General features: G+C 64.3%; 11 protein-coding genes. 9 read left to right on the forward strand and 2 right to left on the reverse strand.

The window, feature by feature from the left end:
• Positions 1 to 13: 13 nt before the first annotated feature.
• Genes zwf through LRP30_RS35945 form a run of 4 tightly spaced genes read left to right on the forward strand, consistent with a single transcriptional unit; the run spans position 14 to position 3,648 of the window.
• Positions 14 to 1,525 carry a glucose-6-phosphate dehydrogenase gene (gene zwf, locus LRP30_RS35930; protein ID WP_128936162.1) on the forward strand — a complete coding sequence of 504 codons (1,512 nt, stop codon included), beginning with the start codon at positions 14 to 16 and terminating at the stop codon, positions 1,523 to 1,525.
• Positions 1,522 to 2,271: a 6-phosphogluconolactonase gene (pgl, locus tag LRP30_RS35935; RefSeq protein WP_249757873.1), complete on the forward strand. Its 750-nt coding sequence runs from the start codon at positions 1,522 to 1,524 to the stop codon at positions 2,269 to 2,271. The genes zwf and pgl overlap by 4 nt, the downstream gene beginning before the upstream one ends.
• The gene (locus LRP30_RS35940) at positions 2,258 to 2,788 is read left to right on the forward strand and encodes a gluconokinase (protein WP_249757874.1); all 531 of its coding nucleotides are present in this window, start codon (positions 2,258 to 2,260) and stop codon (positions 2,786 to 2,788) included. The genes pgl and LRP30_RS35940 overlap by 14 nt, the downstream gene beginning before the upstream one ends.
• Positions 2,789 to 2,835: 47 nt before the next feature.
• On the forward strand, positions 2,836 to 3,648 hold the full coding sequence (locus LRP30_RS35945) for an HAD family hydrolase (RefSeq protein ID WP_249757875.1): 813 nt from the start codon (positions 2,836 to 2,838) through the stop codon (positions 3,646 to 3,648).
• 192 nt (positions 3,649 to 3,840) lie between these two features.
• Here LRP30_RS35945 and LRP30_RS35950 read toward each other — a convergent pair whose 3' ends face one another.
• Together LRP30_RS35950 and malQ are read right to left on the reverse strand one after the other, a co-directional pair.
• Positions 3,841 to 5,640: a glycoside hydrolase family 15 protein gene (locus tag LRP30_RS35950; protein WP_249757876.1), complete on the reverse strand. Its 1,800-nt coding sequence runs from the start codon at positions 5,638 to 5,640 to the stop codon at positions 3,841 to 3,843.
• Positions 5,641 to 5,670: 30 nt separating this feature from the next.
• Positions 5,671 to 7,632, reverse strand: coding sequence for a 4-alpha-glucanotransferase (gene malQ, locus LRP30_RS35955; protein ID WP_249757877.1), 1,962 nt, complete (start codon positions 7,630 to 7,632; stop codon positions 5,671 to 5,673).
• 204 nt (positions 7,633 to 7,836) lie between these two features.
• Here malQ and LRP30_RS35960 point away from each other — a divergent pair, with 204 nt between their 5' ends.
• From LRP30_RS35960 to treZ, 5 genes are read left to right on the forward strand one after another with little or no spacing between them, the layout of a single operon-like run.
• Positions 7,837 to 9,783, forward strand: coding sequence for a maltotransferase domain-containing protein (locus LRP30_RS35960; RefSeq protein WP_249757878.1), 1,947 nt, complete (start codon positions 7,837 to 7,839; stop codon positions 9,781 to 9,783).
• Between the two features lie 11 nt (positions 9,784 to 9,794).
• Entirely contained in the window at positions 9,795 to 13,088 is a 3,294-nt protein-coding gene (treS, locus tag LRP30_RS35965) for a maltose alpha-D-glucosyltransferase (RefSeq protein WP_249757879.1), read from the forward strand.
• On the forward strand, positions 13,081 to 15,219 hold the full coding sequence (gene glgB / locus LRP30_RS35970) for a 1,4-alpha-glucan branching protein GlgB (RefSeq protein ID WP_249757880.1): 2,139 nt from the start codon (positions 13,081 to 13,083) through the stop codon (positions 15,217 to 15,219). Before treS ends, glgB begins: the two co-directional genes overlap by 8 nt.
• Positions 15,220 to 15,222: 3 nt before the next feature.
• On the forward strand, positions 15,223 to 17,301 hold the full coding sequence (gene glgX / locus LRP30_RS35975; RefSeq protein ID WP_128936171.1) for a glycogen debranching protein GlgX: 2,079 nt from the start codon (positions 15,223 to 15,225) through the stop codon (positions 17,299 to 17,301).
• A complete protein-coding gene (gene treZ / locus LRP30_RS35980; RefSeq protein ID WP_249757881.1) occupies positions 17,298 to 19,052 on the forward strand; it encodes a malto-oligosyltrehalose trehalohydrolase in 1,755 nt (584 codons plus the stop codon). The genes glgX and treZ overlap by 4 nt, the downstream gene beginning before the upstream one ends.

The raw sequence follows: 19,052 nt of genomic DNA on the forward strand, positions 1-19,052 counted from the left end.
AAGGCCACAATTCGTGACAAAAGACCCGCAGCCAAAGCGCAAGCCGGAAAATTGCGCCTTCGTCATCTTTGGCGTGACCGGCGACCTGACCCATCGGCTGGTGATGCCATCGCTCTACAATCTCGCCGCCGAAGACCTTCTGCCGGAGAAATTCTGCGTCGTCGGCGTCGGCCGCAAGGCTCAGTCGGATGGCGAGCTGCGTGACAGCCTGATGAAGGGCCTGCGCGAGTTTGCAACCCGCCCGGTCGACGACGACGTCGCAAAACAGCTGCTGCAATGCGTGACTTTCGTCGAGGCCGATGCGAAGGATCCGCCCTCCTTCGATCGCTTGGGCGAGCATCTGGATTCGCTGGAATGCGCGCGAGGCACCGGCGGCAACCGGCTGTTCTACCTCGCGACCCCGCCCGCGGCTTTCGCGCCGACCGCGCGCGAGCTCGGACGCACCGGCCTGACGAAGCAGAACGGCGCCTGGCGGCGGCTGGTGATCGAGAAGCCGTTCGGCACCGACCTCGCCTCGGCGCGCGCGCTGAATGCCGAACTGCTGAAGATCATGGACGAGCACCAGATCTATCGGATCGATCATTATCTCGGCAAGGAAACGGTGCAGAACATCCTGGTTCTGCGCTTCGCCAACGGCATGTTCGAGCCGATCTGGAATCGCAACCATATCGACCACGTCCAGATCACGGTGGAGGAGAAGCTCGGCGTCGGCCACCGCGGGGGCTTCTACGATGCCACTGGTGCGCTTCGCGACATGGTGCCGAACCATCTGTTCCAGCTGATGTCGCTGGTCGCGATGGAGCCGCCGAGCCGTTTCGACGCGCATTCGGTCCGCTCCGAGAAGGCCGAAGTGCTCACCGCGATCCAGCGGCCGAGCGAAGAAGAAGCGCTGAAGAGCTCGGTGCGCGCGCAGTATCTCGCGGGCCGCATCGGCGACGAGGAGATTCCGGATTATCGCACCACGGCGGACGTCAAGCCAGGCAGCACCACCGAGACCTTTGTCGCGCTGAAGCTGATGATCGACAATTGGCGCTGGGCCGGCGTGCCCTTCTATTTGCGCACCGGCAAGGCGCTGGGCCACAAGCGCACGGAGGTCGCGATCAAGTTCAAGCAGGCGCCGCTGTCGATGTTCTCAGGCACGACAGTCGACCGCCTGTCGCAGAACTTCCTCACCATCGGCATCGCGCCGACCGAGACCATCGAGCTCCAGTTCAACGCCAAGATCCCGGGACCGAGCGTCACCATCGACGGCGTCGAAATGAAGTTCCGCTATGGTGACTATTTCCGCGCCGATCCCTCGACCGGCTACGAGACGCTGCTCTATGACTGCATGATCGGCGACAACATCCTGTTCCAGCGCGCCGACGGTATCGAGGCCGGATGGCAGGCGGTGCAGCCGTTCCTGGACGCCTGGAAAAGTGCGGGCACCAACGGCATCGAGACCTATCAAGCCGGCAGCGACGGCCCGGCCTGCGCGGACGAGCTGCTCCGGCGCGACGGACGAAGCTGGCGGAAGTACTCGTGATGGCGGCCGAGCAGCCGAAGCTGATCGTCGCGGCCGACGCCGAAGCGCTGGCGCAGACCGCGGCCGAACGGGTAATGGCGCGGATCGCCGCCAACCCCTCGCGCATCGCAATCTGCCTCACCGGCGGTTCCAGCCCGAAGAAGCTCTATCAATTGCTCGGCAGCGATGCCTGGCGTGAAAAAATTCCGTGGGAGCGCGTGCACTGGTTCATCGGCGACGAGCGTTTCGTGCCGGAAAGCGATCCCCTCAACAACATGGCAGTGGCCCGCGCGACATTTCTTGATCGCAGTGCCCCCTCAGGCCATATCCACCCGATCCCGACCACGACCGAAAATCCCGATCGCGCCGCCGAGGCCTATGCGCGCGAGCTGCAAGCCTTCTACGGCGCTGACCGGCTCAATTCGGTGCGGCCGCTGTTCGACATGGTCCTGATGGGCGCGGGGCCGGACGGCCACACCGCCTCACTGTTTCCCGGCTATCCCGAAATCGAGGAGACCGAACGCTGGGTCATCGGGGTGCCCAAAGCCAATGTCGCGCCTTTCGTGCCGCGGGTCTCGCTCACCTTGCCCGTTCTGGCATCCTGCCGCGAAATGCTGTTCGAGATTGCCGGGCACGACAAGCAGGCGATCTTGACGCGCCTCCTCAATGGCGAGACTCTGCCGGCGTTACGCGCGCGCTCGAATCGTGAGACCGTCTGGCTGGTCGACCAGGCCGCGCTTCCGGAGGGAATTCGTGGCGGGCGTTGAAGCACCTTGTGCATTGATCGTGATGGGCGTGTCTGGCTCGGGCAAGAGCACGATCGCGGAAGCGCTCGGCCAGCGCCTTGGCTGGCGCTTCGAGGACGGCGACAGCTTTCATCCCGCCAGCAATGTCGAGAAGATGAAGGCGGGCCATCCGCTCGCCGACGAAGACCGCTGGCCCTGGCTCAACGCCATCGCCGACGAGATCGCACGGGTCTGCGGACGCCGCGAGCACGTCATCATCGCCTGCTCGGCGCTGAAACACGCCTATCGTGACGTGCTGCTGCGTGGTCGCGACGACGTCCGCTTCGTCTTCCTGAAGGGCACCAAGGAGCTGATCGCCGAGCGGCTCGCGCACCGCAAGGGTCATTTCATGCCGCCCGAGCTGCTGACCAGCCAGTTCAACACGCTGGAGCCGCCGGAAGCCGGCGAGCACGCCATCACCGTCTCGATCGACGAATCCGTCGAGGCGATCGTGGACGGCGTGGTGCGGCAATTGAGGTTGGGTGGGGCCAGGCGCTGAGGCCAAGAAGTTGAACCTTCAAGAAACCTGAACCTTAAGGTCATGCCATGACGAAGATCTCACTGGTCGTCTCCGACGTCGACGGCACGCTGCTGACCAAGGACAAGACGCTGACGGAGCGTGCGAGGTCTACCGTGCAGCGGCTGCACGAGGCGGGCATCGGCTTCACCATCACCTCCAGCCGCCCCGCGATCGGCATGCGCTTCCTGATCGAGCCGCTGGCGCTCTGGCTGCCGGTCGGGCCGTTCAACGGCTCCTCGATCGTCGATCCCGAGATGAGGCCGGTCGAGCAGCACCTCATCCCAGCCGGCGCGGCCGAGCGATCGTTGCGAATCCTGCGCGAATTCGGCGCCGACGCGTGGCTCTTCACCACCGACAAATGGCTGATCGACAATCCCGAGGGCAGCTATGTCGCGCATGAGCAGCGCACGATCCGCGCCGATCCGACCATCGTGACGGATTTTTCGCCGTACCTTGCGAGCGCCTGCAAGATCGTCGGCGCCAGTGCCGATGCGGTCGGCCTCGAGCGTTGCGAGAAGGCGATGCAGGAGGCGCTCGGCAACGAGGCCACCGCGGTGCGCTCGCAAACCTACTATCTCGACATCACCCCGCCCGGATTCAACAAGGGCACCTTCGTTCAGGCCATTGCCAAGCGCGTGGGCATTACGACCGAGGCCGTCGCGACCATCGGCGACATGCAGAACGACCTCGCGATGTTCCGCGTCAGCGGCGTCTCGATTGCCATGGGCAATGCCACCGACAACGTCAAGGACCACGCCACCCACGTCACCGCGACCAACGAGCAGGATGGTTTTGCCGAGGCGATGGAGATGATCTTGAAGCTGAACGGGGTTGGTTAAGGTGGCTGCCGCTCGTTCACCTCTCCCGCTTGCGGGAGAGGTCGCCGCGTAGCGGCGGGTGAGGGCTTTCTCCTCTTGGGGATTGTCCCATTGTGGAAGCACCCTCTCCCGCAAGCGAGAGAGGGGGCGCACCTCCGCCCTGACAGCGATCAAGCCGCATTTCACCGCACTTGGCACTGTTACACGCTCACCTTACTGCGACCGCTGCACGGCCGGCTTCTCGCTCTCCCGCCTGGCCGCCGACAGATTATGCGCGGTGTTGATCAGCGCGATGTGGGTCAGCGCCTGCGGGAAGTTGCCGGTCTGGCGCCGCGCCACGGAATCGTATTCCTCCGCCAGCAGCCCGACATCGTTCGCGATGCCCACCACACGATCGAACAAGACTTGCGCCTTGTCGAGATTGCCCGACAGCACATGAGCATCAGCCAGCCATAGGCTACAGGCCAGGAAAGCGCCTTCGAGCGGCGGCTGACCCGCAGGCAGCTCGCGCGGATCGTGCCGCAGCACGAAGCCATCGCGCATCAGGCACTTCTCGACAGCAGCGATGGTGCCGCAGATGCGCGGATCGGCCGCCGGCAGGAAACCGACCGCCGGCAGCAGTAGCACGCTGGCATCGAGCAGCTTCGTGCCGTAGGACTCGACGAACGTGTTTTGGTCGGCGTCGAAACCGTTGTTGCAGACGTCGCGATGAATGGCCTCGCGCAAGGCCTGCCAGTGCAGCACCGGCGCCTTGAAGCCAAATGTCTCCGCACTCTTGATGCCGCGATCGAAGGCGACCCAGGTCATGACTTTGGAGAAGACGTAGTGTTTGGGCTGGCCGCGGCGTTCCCAGATGCCGTGATCGGGCCGGTCCCAGACCTCGGCGAGATGATTGAGCACTGCGCATTCCAGCGCCCAGCTCTGCTCGTCGAGCTTGAGCTTGACCATGCGCGACTGGTGGAAAACGTCAATCAGCTCGCCATAGACGTCGAGCTGAAGCTGCGCATGCGCGGCATTGCCGACGCGCACCGGCCGGGCGCCCTCATAGCCGTCGAGCCAGCCCGCCTCCCATTCCAAGAGTCGCCGATGGCCCCAGATGCCGTACATGATCTGCATGTTCGAGGGCGAGCCGGCGGCGGCGCGCAAGAGCCAATTGTGCCAGGCCAAGGCTTCGTCGGTATAGCCCGAGTTCATCAGCGCAAGCAGCGTGAAGGTGGCATCGCGCAGCCAGCAGAAGCGATAATCCCAGTTCCTGCTGCCCCCGAGCTTTTCCGGCAATGAGGTGGTGGGTGCCGCCACGATGCCGCCGGTCGGGGCGAAGGTCAGCGCTTTCAGCGTGATCAGCGAGCGTACGATGAGATCGTGATAGCCGCCGTCGCGGGTGCAATGGCTGCACCAGTCGTGCCAGAATCTTTCGGTCTCCTGTAGCGCGATCTCCGGGTCGATCGGCGCCGGCGGCTCGATATGCGAGGGCCCGTAGGTCAGCACGAAGGGTATGGTCTGGCCGGCCGTCACCTCGAAGTCGGAAACCGTGGTCAAATCCTCGCCGCGGGTCTCGACAGGCGTGCGCAGCACAATCATGTCCGGGCCGGCGATTGCCATCAGAGAATGGTCGATCCGCCGCACCCAGGGAATATCGGCGCCGAAGCCGAAGCGGATGACGAGCTGCATCCGCATCTTCATCGCGCCGCTGATACCGCGGACCAGCCTCACGATGTCGGATGCCTTGCCGCGTGGCGGCATGAAATCGATCAGCGCGACGGTGCCGCTCTTCGTCTCGATGCGGGTTTCGAGGATGAGTGAATGACCAAGATAACGGCGCGACGTAGCCGTGACATCCTCGCTGGGTGCGATCAGCCAGCGGCCGTTCTTGTGCGTGCCGAGGATCGCGGCAAAGCAGGCGTCGGAATCGAAGGCCGGCCAGCACAGCCAATCGATCGAGCCGTTGCGCCCGACCAGCGCCGCGGTCTCGCAGTCGCCTATCAGCGCATAGTCCTCGATCCTCTGAGACAATGTCGTTCGAGCCTGAGAAACCCCGGCTGTTCAACTCCCGCCGGTCAATGAACGTTCCCGCGTCGCGGCCTTCAAAGCCTCGAGATCGACCTTGGAGGCGATCTTGTCGAGTGTAACAGGAAGCCGCTGGCGCCAGTTCGGATGCTCGTCGATCGTGCCGGGGATGTTGGGCTGATCGATCACGCCGAGCAGATCCTCCAGCGACACCGCGAGCAGCCGCGACGGCGTGCGCGACAGGAAGGCGAGTACGGAATAGAGATCGTTGGCGTTGATGCCGTTCTGGCGCAAAATCTCGTCGAGCCTGCCGAGCGCGTCCCAGCGCGCCTGCTCGCTTTCGCCGGGATCGATCCCGAGCGAAAGCTTCATCTTGAGGTCGCTGAAGGAGCGCCAGCCGGCATAGGTCGACAGGTCGTGCGTATTCAGCGTGACGAGTGCGTTGGGCCGGTAGTGGTCGACATTGCGGAAGTGGCCGGCATCGTCGCGCTCGAACATCATGACGAGGTAGGACCAGATGCCGAAATCCTGCATGGTCTCGCGGAAGCCTTCCGGCACTGTACCGAGGTCCTCGCCGATCACGATGCATTTATGAGCCGCACTCTCGCACGCCACCGCCGCCAGCAGCGCCTCGAACGGCATCTGCACATAGGCACCGTTGTCGGGCTTGAAACCGCGCGGCACCAGATAAAGTCGCTTCAAGCCAAGCACGTGATCGAGCCTGATGGCACCTGCATGGCGCATCGAGGCCGCGAGCATGTCGGCGAACGGCACGAAGGATTGGGCCTCCAGGCCGCCGGCGTTGAAGCCGGCGAGGCCCCAGTCCTGGCCGACGGTATTGAGCACATCGGGCGGCGCGCCGACGGCGAGATGGCGCGAAATCGCCATCTGCTCGTTCCAGGCATCGAAGCCGTTGGATTGCACGCCGACGGCAACGTCGAGATAGAGCCCGACCGGCATGCCGAGCTGGCTGGCCAGCTCCTTGGCGGCATGCAACTGGCTATCAGCCGTCCATTGCACGAATTCGACGAACTCGACGTCGCGCTTGTCGGACCCATTGCGCAGCGCAGCGCATGTCGCATCGTCGGGCTTTTGCCATTCCACCGGCCATTCCCACCATGGCGCGGTGAAACGATGGCGCAGCACTTCGAAGCAGGCAAAGCGGGACAACAGCGGACCGCGGGCGGCGCGGAAGGCGTCAAACTCCCGGCGGCGTGCTTCGCTCGCGCTCGTCACGAAACTGTTGAAAGCAGCGCGCAGGCCCAGCCATTTCAACGCCGCCATGTCCGCGTATGGCACACGATCGCCCTCGCGCAGCCGTGCTGCGGTCGCGGCGGCATCCGGCACGAGGTCGGGCGCAAATTCCGGGATTGCCGCGACGTCGATATAGAGCGGATTGAGAAACAGCCGGCTGTTCGGCGAATAGGGGCTGCAATCGGCGGGGTGGTCATCGAACAGCACATGCAACGGATTGAGCCCAACGCCGTCGGCCCCCAATTGCTTGGCGAGCCGGACGAGATCGGCCAGGTCCGTGAAGTCACCGATACCCCAATTGCGGTTGGAGCGGACGCTGTAGAGCTGCACGGCAAGCAACCAGCCGCGGTCGAAATCGCCGCCGAAGGCGCGCTCGGGCGCCACGATCATCGGCACCTCTTCCGTCACACCTTCGGCATCGGTCAGCGTCAAACGGTGATAGCCGAGCGGCAGGCCGGCCGGCCAGGCGATCACGGGCTCGCGCGTCTCGCCTTGCGCGATCGATTTGCCGTTTGCGGCCAATTTCCATTGCAGCGGTGGCGCACCGATGGCCGCCAATTCAGTCCGCGGATGCCCCAAGGCGCGCACCACGACCGGCCCGCCGACGAAGCGGTAAACCCGCTTCTCGGGCAGGGCGTCGAGGATGGATTTGAGGGCCACGGGGTCGGTGACCCGCAGCTTGCCCAAGGCATCGATGAATTCGGACTGGACGCCCTTGATCCGGGCTTGAGTTATGAGATCCATTCGGCACGCAGCTTGCAGGCCACCCTTTTGCCGGGGGCATCGATTTAACGAGGCAGCGAAAGACGTTAGTCGGGCTTAACTCACAAACCGCGCCTGCCGTTCCCCGCCGGAACTAATGACACACAAGCGGCTTTTTATATAGGTATCAAGCGTAGGTTCCCGACAAGGGAAACGGGCCCCTGCTTTCTTGTCAATGGCATCACCGTGAACAAGACAATTCAAACTGTCGAAAGTGCCGCCGCCGGCAGCGCTTTCCTCATCGAAGACGTCTATCCCTTGATCGATGGCGGCCGCTTCGCCGTGAAGCGGATCGCGGGCGACCGGGTCGAGGTCTGGGCCGACATCTATCGCGACGGCGATGCCGTGATCGGCGCCGCGTTGCTGTGGCGCCGCGAGCAGGACCGCGAATGGCAGCGTGAGCCGATGATCCGTCATGGCAATGACCGCTGGTCGGGCGCCTTCGTCCCGACCACGGCCGGTCAATACATCTATGCCATCGAAGCCTGGACCGACGAGTTCGCCACCTGGTCCCACGGCGTCGCGCGCAAACAACGCGCCGGTGCGGACGTCACTCTCGACGCGATCGAGGGCGCCGGCCTCTTGACCAAGGCGCATGGCGCACGGCAAGACGCAGCAGTGGTCATCATCAGGCAATGCGAGGACTATCTGCAGAGCGGCGAGGTCGGCCCGCTGCTCGCAACCGAGCTCGGCGAAGCCATGGCCGAGAGCCAGTCGCGGCCCGACCTCACTCGCTCGGCCCCCTTTCCGCTGATCATCGACCGCGACAAGGCGCGCTTTGGCGCCTGGTACCAGATGATGCCGCGCAGCCAGAGCCGGATCCCCGGCCAGCATGGCACGCTTCGCGATTGCATCGCCCGCGTACCCGACATCGCCGCGATGGGTTTTGACGTGCTCTACTTCACGCCGATCCACCCGATCGGCCATACCCGCCGCAAGGGCCGCAACAATGCGCAGGTGGCGAGTGCAGGCGATCCCGGCTCGCCCTATGCGATCGGGACGATGGAAAGCGGACACGATGCGCTGCATCCCGAGCTCGGCACCATCGAGGATTTCCGCGCATTGGTTGCGACCTGCCTGGAATACGGCCTCGAGCTCGCGCTCGACTTCGCCGTGCAATGCTCGCCGGACCATCCCTGGCTGACGCAGCATCCGGAATGGTTCAAGTGGCGGCCGGATCGCTCGGTACGGACGGCGGATGGCCCCTATTCGGACATCGTCATCCCAGATTTCAACTCCGTCGACAGGCCTGGACTGTGGAACGCGTTTCGTGATGCCATGCTGTTCTGGATCGACCATGGCGTGACCATCTTCGCCATCGACAATCACGACACCGCGCCGCTTCCGTTCTGGGAATGGCTGATCCGCGACATCCGCCGCCGCCATCCCGAGGTGATCCTGTTCTCCAAGACCTTTGCGCGGCCGAAGCTGATGAAGGGCCTCGCCAAGCTCGGCTTTGCGCAGTCCTTCACCTATTTCCCCTGGCGCACCTCGCGGTGGGAGCTGGAGCAATATCTCGGCGAGCTGACGCGCTATCCCGAACGCGACTTCTATCGACCGAACCTGTTCGTCAACACGGCGGACCTGCTGCCCTATCACCTCCAGAGCGGCGAAGCATGGGCGTTCAAGTCGCGCCTTGCGTTGGCCACGACGCTGTCGGGCAATTACGGCATCTTTGGCGGATTCGAGCTCTTGGAGCACGAGGCGATTCCCGGCCGTGAAGAATATCTGGATTCCGAAAAATACCGGATCAAGCAGCGCGACTGGGACAAGCCCGGCAACATCAAGCCCTACATCACCGCGCTCAATCGCATCCGCAACGAAAATGCAGCGCTCCGGCAGACGGCCAATTTGCGCTTCCTCGGCGTCGAGGACGGCGAGACCATCGCCTTCGCCAAGGAGGCAGCCGAGCCCGCCAACACCGTCATCGTCGTGATCGCGCTGTCGCGCCATGTGCACGAATTCTGGCTGCCGCTCGGTGACGTCACCGTTGACGTCGGCGGGCAGCGACAACATGTGACGGCACTCGAAAACCTCCTCACCGGCGAACAGTCCCGCATCGAATGGGGCGGGGTCAGGCTGCGTATCGATCCCGAGCGCGATCCGGCGCTCTTGTTCCGCGGCCTGGCGTAAGGGTTCATGCCATGAATGTTCTGTCTTCCGTCGACACCAAGAAAGCCGAGGCTGCCGAGATCGTGGACGAGCTCTGGTACAAGGACGCCATCATCTACCAGCTCCACGTCAAGGCGTTTGCCGACAGCAACAATGACGGCATCGGCGACTTCGCCGGGCTGACGGAGAAGCTGCCCTATCTCCAGGAACTCGGCGTCACTGCGCTGTGGCTGCTGCCGTTCTATCCCTCGCCTGGCCGCGACGACGGTTACGACATCGCCGATTACGGCGCGGTCAATCCCGATTTCGGGACGATGAAGGATTTCAAGCGCTTCATCCAGGAGGCGCAGAAGCGGGGCCTGCGCGTCATCACCGAGCTCGTCGTCAACCACACCTCGGACCAACACAAATGGTTCAAGCGGGCGCGCCGCAGCCATCCGGGCTCGAGCGCCCGCAACTGGTATGTCTGGAGCGACACCGATCAGAAATACCAGGGCACGCGCATCATCTTCACCGACACGGAGAAGTCGAACTGGACCTGGGACCCCGAGGCCGGCGCCTTCTACTGGCACCGCTTCTTCTCGCACCAGCCGGACCTCAATTTCGACAATCCGCGCGTGGTGAGCGCGCTCATCCAGGTGATGAAGCGCTGGCTCGATGCCGGTGTCGACGGCTTCCGGTTGGATGCCATTCCCTATCTGTGCGAGCGCGAGGGCACCTCGAACGAGAACCTGCCCGAGACGCATGCGATCATCAAGCGCTTGCGCCAGGAGCTCGACGCCTACTCCAAGGGCAAGCTTCTGCTGGCCGAGGCCAATCAATGGCCGGAGGACGTGCAGGAATATTTCGGCCGTGGCGACGAGTGCCACATGGCCTATCATTTCCCGCTGATGCCGCGGATCTACATGGCGATCGCGCAGGAGGACCGTTTCCCGATCACCGACATCCTGCGCCAGACTCCGGACATTCCGGCGAGCTGCCAATGGGCGCTGTTCCTGCGCAACCATGACGAATTGACGCTGGAGATGGTCACCGACGTCGAGCGCGACTATCTCTGGACCACCTACGCCAACGACCCGCGCGCGCGCATCAATGTCGGCATCCGCCGGCGCCTTGCGCCGCTGATGGACAATGACCGCCGCAAGATCGAGCTGATGAACTCGCTGCTGCTGTCCTTCCCCGGCACGCCGATCGTCTATTACGGCGACGAGATCGGCATGGGCGACAACATCTATCTCGGCGACCGCAACGGCGTGCGCACGCCGATGCAGTGGAGCCCGGACCGCAACGGCGGCTTCTCACGCTGCGACCCGGCCCGCCTCTACGCGCCGCTGATCATGGACCCGGTCTACGGCTACGAGTCGGTGAACGTGGAGGCGCAGTCGCGCAGCCTGTCCTCGCTACTCAGCGCCACCAAGCGGCTGATCTCGGTGCGCAAGTCGACGCTTGCCTTCGGCCGCGGCACCATGACCTTCATCCGCCCGGCCAACCGCGCCGTGCTGGCTTACGTCCGGCAATATCGCGACGAGGTGATCCTCTGCGTCGCCAATTTGTCGCGCGCCGCGCAGGCGACCGAGCTCGATCTGTCGCCCTGGAAGGACCGCATCCCGCAGGAAATGCTCGGCCGCACGCGCTTCCCCGCGATCGGCGAGCTGCCCTACATGATCACGCTGGGGCCCTACGGCTTCTACTGGTTCCAGCTTCAGGAGCGCGACAAGTCCGAGCCGGTGACGCCGCGCGCGGTGCCGGAGTTCGAGACGCTGGTGGTGCCGGTGAACTCGAATTGGGTGTCGCTCGCCCGCGAGCGCGGCGTGTTCGAGCGCGACGTGCTGCCGGGATTCCTGTCGCGGACGCGATGGTATCCCGAGCACAATGCCAAGCACATCAAGACCACGCTGACCTCGGCGGCGCCGTTCTGCGACATCGGCGACAACCGGCCCTGGATCGCGTTCTTCGAGACCAAGCAGGGGAACGAGACGACACGCTACGTGCTGCCGTTGCAGATCGAGTGGGTGCGCTTCGATCGCGAACGCTTCAACCCGAAGGCGCTCGCCGCAGTGCGTCAGGGCGCGCGCGAAGGCACGCTGCTCGATGTCGCGACCGAGCAGATCTTCATCGGCCTGTTCCTGCGCAATTTGTCGCAGAACCTGGCAGTGGAAGAGAACAATCTGCGGCTGGAATTCAAGGCGACCAGCCGGTTTGCCGATTACATCATCAAGGAGCCCGAACGCATCCGCGCGATCGAGCAGTCGAACAGCACCGCGCTGATCGACAATCAATACGTCGCCAAGATCTATCGTCGGCTCGAAACCGGCATCAGTCCCGAGATCGAGATCGGCCACTATCTCACAGAGGTCGCCCGCTTTGCCAACACGCCGGCCCTGCTGGGTAGCGTCGAGCTGGTCGAGGGCGAGCAGCGCAGCGCGCTCGGCGTGCTGCATGCCTATGTCGAGAACCAGGGCGACGGCTGGACTGTGACCACGGGCTATCTCGATCGCTATATCGACGAGCAGCGCGTATTGCCGGCGGGCGAAACGCTCCGCGAAACCCAGGAGCAGGCGCCTTATCTGCACTTCATCGCGCAGATCGGCCGGCGGCTCGGCGAGCTGCATGTCGCGCTGGCCGCGGCAAAGCCGGACGAGCTCGCTCCGGAGCCGATCGGCTTCTCGTACATCACGCGCCTCGTCTCCGGCCTCAAGGCGCGCGCCGAGCGGGTCTTCGAACGGCTGGCCGACAGCCGCGACGGCCTGCGGGAGGCGGACCGGCCGCTGATCGATCAGCTCACGGAGGCGCGCGCGACCCTGCCCGACCGGCTGAATGCGCTATTGCCTTCCGGGATCGGCGGGTTGAACATCCGTCATCATGGCGACTTCCGTCTCGGGCAAACTCTGATCGTGAAGGACGATATCTTCATCATCGACTTCGACGGCGATCCGCGTGTGCCACTGGCCGACAAGCGGCGCAAGGCGCCGGCCGCGCGCGACGTCGCGGGCCTGATCCACTCGATTGATGTTTCGGTCAACGCGGCCCTCAGCCGCGCGCTGACGGGCGCTTCCGATGAGCAGGGCCGACTCGCGGCCGCGCTCGACGAATGGCGCGAGCGCGCTACCGCAACCTTCTTGTCCGCCTATCGCGAAACCATGACCGATCGGCGGCTGTGGCCGCAAGATCCGCAATCCGCGGACGGCCTGATAAGCTTCTTCCTGCTTGATCAAGCGTTCAACGAAGTAGAGTACGAGCTGTCCCACCGGCCTGAGGGGCTCAATGCGCCGCTGACCGGACTGCTTCGCATTCTGTCCAGTGCCGAGAGCGAAGCCCATGCCTAAACTGCCTGCCGAGGCCTACGCGATCATCGAAGGCCGCCACTCCGATCCCTTCCACTATCTCGGGCTGCATCCCGAGGGCGGTAGAAGCGTGGTGCGCGCCTTTCTCCCCGAAGCCTCCAATGTCGAGGCGGTCGGCGAGCATGGCGAAGTCGCCCCGCTCGACCGTGTGCACGATTCCGGCCTGTTCATCGGGGCCCTGCCCAACGGCTCGAAGCATTACCAGTTGCGCGCGAAATTCGGCGGCAACGTCGTCGAGTTCGAGGACGCCTACCGCTTTCCGCCGATCCTGACCGATTTCGACCTTTATCTGCTCGGCGAAGGCACCCACCAGCGCCTCTACGACAAGCTCGGCGCCCATCCGATGCGGCACGAAGGTGTCGACGGTATCGGCTTCGTGGTGCTGGCGCCGAATGCGCGGCGGGTGTCCGTGGTCGGCGATTTCAATTTCTGGGACGGGCGACGCCATCCCATGCGGGTACGCGGCAGCGGCTATTGGGAGCTGTTCATCCCGCATGCGAAGATTGGCGATCACTACAAGTTCGAAGTCATCGGCCCGCACGGCCATATGCTTCCGTTGAAATCCGATCCGCTGGCCTTTGCGAGCGAGGTGCGGCCCAAGACAGCGTCGATCGTGTTCGACGAGGCGCGCCTGCCGCGGCCGCGGCCGGCGCCCGACGGCATCAACGCGCTGTCGGCGCCGATGTCGATCTACGAGGTCCATCTCGGCTCGTGGCGGCGCAAGAACGGCAATGAATGGCTGACCTATCGCGAACTGGCCGAGCAGCTGCCGGCCTATGCCCGCGACATGTGCTTCACCCATCTCGAATTCCTCCCGATGAGCGAGCATCCGTTCGACGGCTCCTGGGGTTACCAGCCGACCGGCCTCTATGCCCCGACCAGCCGCTTCGGCACGCCGGAGGATTTTGCCGTTCTCGTCGATGCCTGCCACCGCGAAGGCGTCGGCGTGCTGCTCGACTGGGTGCCCGGCCACTTCCCGGACGATCCGCACGGGCTAGGTCATTTCGACGGTACCTCGCTCTACGAGCACGCCAACCCGCTCCAGGGGCGCCACCTCGACTGGGGCACGCTGATCTACAATTACGGCCGCACCGAAGTGACGAACTTCCTGGTGTCGAACGCGCTGTTCTGGCTGGAGCGCTACGCGATCGACGGCCTGCGCGTCGATGCCGTGGCATCGATGCTCTATCTCGATTACAGCCGGCCGCCCGGCGCGTGGATTCCGAACCAGTATGGCGGGCGGGAGAACATCGAGGCGATCAACTTCCTGCGCCGTTTCAACACGGAAGTCTTCGCCCGCTTCCCGCAGGCGACCACGGCCGCCGAGGAGTCCACCGCCTGGCCTCAGGTCTCACGCCCGGTCGAATTCGGCGGGCTCGGCTTTGGCTACAAGTGGAACATGGGCTGGATGCACGATACGCTGAGCTACATCAGCAAGGATCCGATCTACCGCAAGCACCACCACGGTGAGATCCTGTTCGGCCTGCACTACGCGTTCTCTGAAAACTTCATCCTGCCGCTGTCGCATGACGAGGTCGTGCACGGCAAGCGCTCGATCCTCGGCCGCATGCCTGGCGACGAGTGGCAGCGATTCGCAAACTTGCGCGCCTATTACAGCTTCATGTTCGGCCATCCCGGCAAGAAGCTATTGTTCATGGGTGCGGAGATCGCGCAGAGCCGCGAATGGAACCATGACCAGTCGCTCGACTGGCACCTGCTCGAATACAAGTACCATTCCGGCATCCAGGCGCTGATCCGCGACCTCAACCGGCTCTATCGCGCGGTGCCGGCGCTACACCAGATGGATTGCGACCAGGCCGGCTTCGAATGGCTGATCACCGACGACGCCAATCGCAACGTGTTCGCCTGGCTGCGCAGGGGCTTTGACGAGCAAGCGCGGTGCCTGGTGATCGTCAACTTCTCGCCGAACGTCTACCAGAACTATCGCGTTCGCGTGCCCCTTGGCGGCAAGTGGAAGGAAGTGCTCAACTCGGATTCCGCCCACTATGGCGGCAGCAACGTCGGCAACATCGGCGAAGTCCATGCCGAGGGCGGCGAGCTCCGCCTCACCATTCCGCCACTTGCCGCGATCTTCCTCGTTCCAGAAAGCTGACACATGCGCTTGACTGCTGGATCGCCCGCACGCCTCGGCGCAAGCTGGGACGGACGCGGCACCAATTTCGCGCTGTTCTCCGCCAACGCGCAGAAGGTCGAGCTCTGCCTGTTCGACACGCAAGGCCGCCGCGAGCTCGAACGCATCGAGTTGCCGGAACGGACCGAGGACGTCTGGCACGGCTATCTCAACGACGTCTCGCCCGGCCAGCTCTACGGCTATCGCGTGCACGGCCCCTACGAGCCCGAGCACGGCCACCGCTTCAACGCCAACAAGCTGCTGCTCGACCCCTATGCCAAGCGGCTGGCCGGACGGCTGGTCTGGAGCGATGCGCATTTCGCCTACCGCACCGGCTCGCCGCGCGAGGATCTGTCGTTCGACCGGCGCGACAATGCGCGCGGCATGCCGAAGGCCGTCGTCGTCGACGAGACCTTCAACTGGGGCCGGCGCGAGATCCGTCCCAACATCCCCTGGGAAGACACCATCATCTACGAGGCCCACGTCAAGGGCCTGACGCAGAAGCGCGACGACGTGCCGCCGAATCTGCGCGGCACTTATGGTGGCCTCTCGTCGCCGGCGATGATCGAGCATCTGAAGAGGCTCGGCGTCACCACGATTGAGCTTCTCCCGATCCACAGCTTCGTCGACGACCGCATCCTGGTGGAGAAGAAGCTCGCCAATTACTGGGGTTACAACACGTTGTCCTTCTTCGCGCCCGAGCCGCGCTACGCCCAGGACAACGCGCTGGATTCCTTCCGCACCACGGTCGCGCGGCTGCACGATGCCGGCATCGAGGTGATGCTGGACGTTGTCTACAACCACACCGCCGAGGGCAATCACCTCGGCCCGACGCTGTGCTATCGCGGCATCGACAACGCCTCCTACTACTGGCTGAACCGCGAGAACCCGCGCTATTACGACGATTTCACCGGTTGCGGCTCGTCGGTGAACCTCACCCATCCGCGCGTGCTCCAGATGGTGATGGATTCGCTTCGCTACTGGGTCGAGGTCTGCCATGTCGACGGCTTCCGTTTCGACCTCGCCACCACGCTGGCGCGCGGCCCGAACGGCTTTGATCGCGGCATCTCGTTCCTGACTGCGGTCCGGCAGGATCCGGTGCTGGCGACCGTCAAGCTCGTCGCCGAACCGTGGGATCTCGGGCTCGGCGGCTATCAGGTCGGCGCCTTCCCCTCGCAATGGTCGGAGTGGAACGATCGCTATCGCAGCGCCATGCGCCGCTACTGGAGCGGCGAAGGCAGCCTGATCGGCGACATCTCCAGCCGCATGACGGCGTCATCAGACCTGTTCAACCATGACGGAAGGCGGCCGCGCGCCGGCATCAACCACATCACCGTGCATGACGGCTTCACGCTCGCCGACCTCTTCAGCTACAACGAGAAGCACAACGAGGCCAACGGCGAGGACAATCGCGACGGCTCCAACGACAACCACAGCAACAATTGCGGCGTCGAGGGCCCGACCGACGATCCCCAAATCCTCGGCCTGCGTCGGCAGCTTCGCAAGAACGTGCTGGCCTGCCTGATGCTGGCGCAAGGCGTTCCGCTGATCCTCGCCGGCGACGAGGTCGGCAATTCCCAATCCGGCAACAACAACGCCTATTGCCAGGACAACGAGATCGGCTGGGTCGGCTGGGACAATCTCGGCAAGGAGGGCGACGACATGGTCGATTTCGTCGCCCACCTCGCCGACATCCGCCGCCGGTTCTCGCAACTCCGCAGCCATCGCTGGCTCGACGGCCGCACCAAGGACGGCATCTCCTACGGCGCGCTGTGGCTGACGCCCGCCGGGGACGAGATGACGGAGAACGACTGGAAATTCCCGGAAGGGCGGTTTCTCTCCTATGTGATGGGGCCGATGGAACCGGGCAGCGCCGCGATCTTTATCGTTCTGAACGCCGCTCCCGAAGAGATCGCATTCAAATTGCCCAAAATGACCGAATACAAGAGCTGGCAGCAGATCCTCAACACGACCGAGGCCAGGCTGAACTCGATCGACTTCCTGCCCGGAAGCGACAGCAAGGCGCCGCCGCGATCCGTGCTCGCCTTCGCGGGGGCGCTATGAGGCCATCCTTCGGGGCGAGGCCGACCAAGGACGGCGCGTCGTTCCGGCTGTGGGCGCCCGGCGCGCGCCGCGTCGATCTCCTGCTCGACAGAAGGCACGCGATGCAGCGCCGGCAGGATGGCTGGTACGTGGCCGACATTGCCGGCCTGCGCGCCGGTAGCAATTACAAATTCCGGATCGACGACGAGATCGACGTGCCCGATCCGGCCTCGGCATTCCAGCCCGAAGATGTGTTCGGCCCGAGCGAGATGATCGATCACGACGCCTTTGTGTGGCGCGCGCGCGATTGGCGCGGCCGTCCCTGGGAAGAGACGGTGCTGATCGAGACCCATGTCGGCACCTTCACGCCAGAGGGCACCTACCGCGCCATGATCGACAAGCTCGATCATCTCACAGCGAGCGGCATCACCGCACTGGAATTGATGCCGCTGGCCGATTTCGCCGGCCGCCGCGGCTGGGGCTATGACGGCGTACTGTGGTATGCGCCCGACAGCGCCTATGGCCGCCCTGAAGACCTGAAGACACTGATCGACGAGGCGCATTTGCGCGGACTCATGGTGTTCCTCGACGTCGTCTACAATCATTTCGGCCCCGAGGGGAATTATCTCGGCCGCTATGCGCCGACCTTCTTTACCGACGCGCACACGCCCTGGGGCAGCACAATCGATTATCGCGTGCCGCAGGTGCGCGCGTTCGCGGTTGAGAACGCGCTGTCCTGGCTCAGCGACTACCGTTTCGATGGCCTCAGGCTCGACGCGGCCAATCACATCATGGCTGTCCCGGGCGAGCAGTCCATGCTGCAGGACCTCAGCGTTGCCGCCGGCGAGCTCGCCAAGGCCACGGGACGCCACATCCACCTCGTGCTGGAGAACGGTGACAACCGCGCCAGCCTGCTCGATGCCGCGCAGGACCCGCCGAACGGCAAATATCGCGGCCAATGGAACGACGATTATCATCACGTCTGGCACGTGATGCTGACCGGCGAGCATGCCGGCTATTATGGCGATTACCAGACGCCGCGCATGGATCTTGCGCGTGCGCTCGCCTCCGGCTTCGTCTACCAGGGCGAGATCTCGGAATTCTGGGGCAAGAAGCCGCGCGGCGAGCCGAGCGGCGAGCTGCCGCCGGCGACCTTCGTCAACTTTCTCCAGAACCACGACCAGATCGGCAACCGCCCGCTCGGCGACCGGCTCGAGAGCCTGGCATCGCCAAAACAGATCGAGGCCGCTCTCGCGGTCACCCTGCTCGCGCCGATGGTGCCGATGCTGTTTCAGGGCGAGGAATGGGGCTCCACGGTGCCCTTCCCATTCTTCTGCGACTTCCACGACGGATTGGCCGATGCCGTGCGCAAGGGGCGCAAGCAGGAATATGCCTGGGCCTATGAGAAATACGGCGATGAGGTGCCTGATCCGCTCGATCCGGCAACGCTGCAATTGGCCGTGCTCGACTGGAATGGCCGCACGCCCGAGCAGGACGCGCGGCTTGCACTGGTGCGCGAGCTGCTCGCGCTCCGGCGCAAGGAGATCATGCCGCGGCTGAAAGGAGCGAGGTTCGGCGATGCCGAGGCAGCAGATACCGGCTTGCTCACGGCACATTGGCGCATGGGGGACGGCGCGACGCTACGCCTGACCGCGAATCTCTCGGACAAGGATGTCGCGTATTCCAAGAGCAATGCGGGCACGCCGATCTGGGGCGGCGAGGCCGGCGAGCGGCTTCCGCCCTGGTCGGTGGTTTGGCATCTCGGAGGTTAG

Origin of the sequence: Bradyrhizobium sp. C-145 (genome assembly GCF_023375135.1) — a bacterium.
In the GTDB taxonomy this organism is placed as follows: domain Bacteria; phylum Pseudomonadota; class Alphaproteobacteria; order Rhizobiales; family Xanthobacteraceae; genus Bradyrhizobium; species Bradyrhizobium zhanjiangense.

Excerpts from the sequence above, each read along its gene's own strand:
- LRP30_RS35945 (WP_249757875.1), top strand. The coding sequence starts at position 2,836 with ATGACGAAGATCTCACTGGTCGTCTCCGACGTCGACGGCACGCTGCTG.
- malQ (WP_249757877.1), bottom strand. The coding sequence starts at position 7,632 with ATGGATCTCATAACTCAAGCCCGGATCAAGGGCGTCCAGTCCGAATTC.
- treS (WP_249757879.1), top strand. The coding sequence starts at position 9,795 with ATGAATGTTCTGTCTTCCGTCGACACCAAGAAAGCCGAGGCTGCCGAG.
- glgB (WP_249757880.1), top strand. The coding sequence starts at position 13,081 with ATGCCTAAACTGCCTGCCGAGGCCTACGCGATCATCGAAGGCCGCCAC.
- glgX (WP_128936171.1), top strand. The coding sequence starts at position 15,223 with ATGCGCTTGACTGCTGGATCGCCCGCACGCCTCGGCGCAAGCTGGGAC.
- treZ (WP_249757881.1), top strand. The coding sequence starts at position 17,298 with ATGAGGCCATCCTTCGGGGCGAGGCCGACCAAGGACGGCGCGTCGTTC.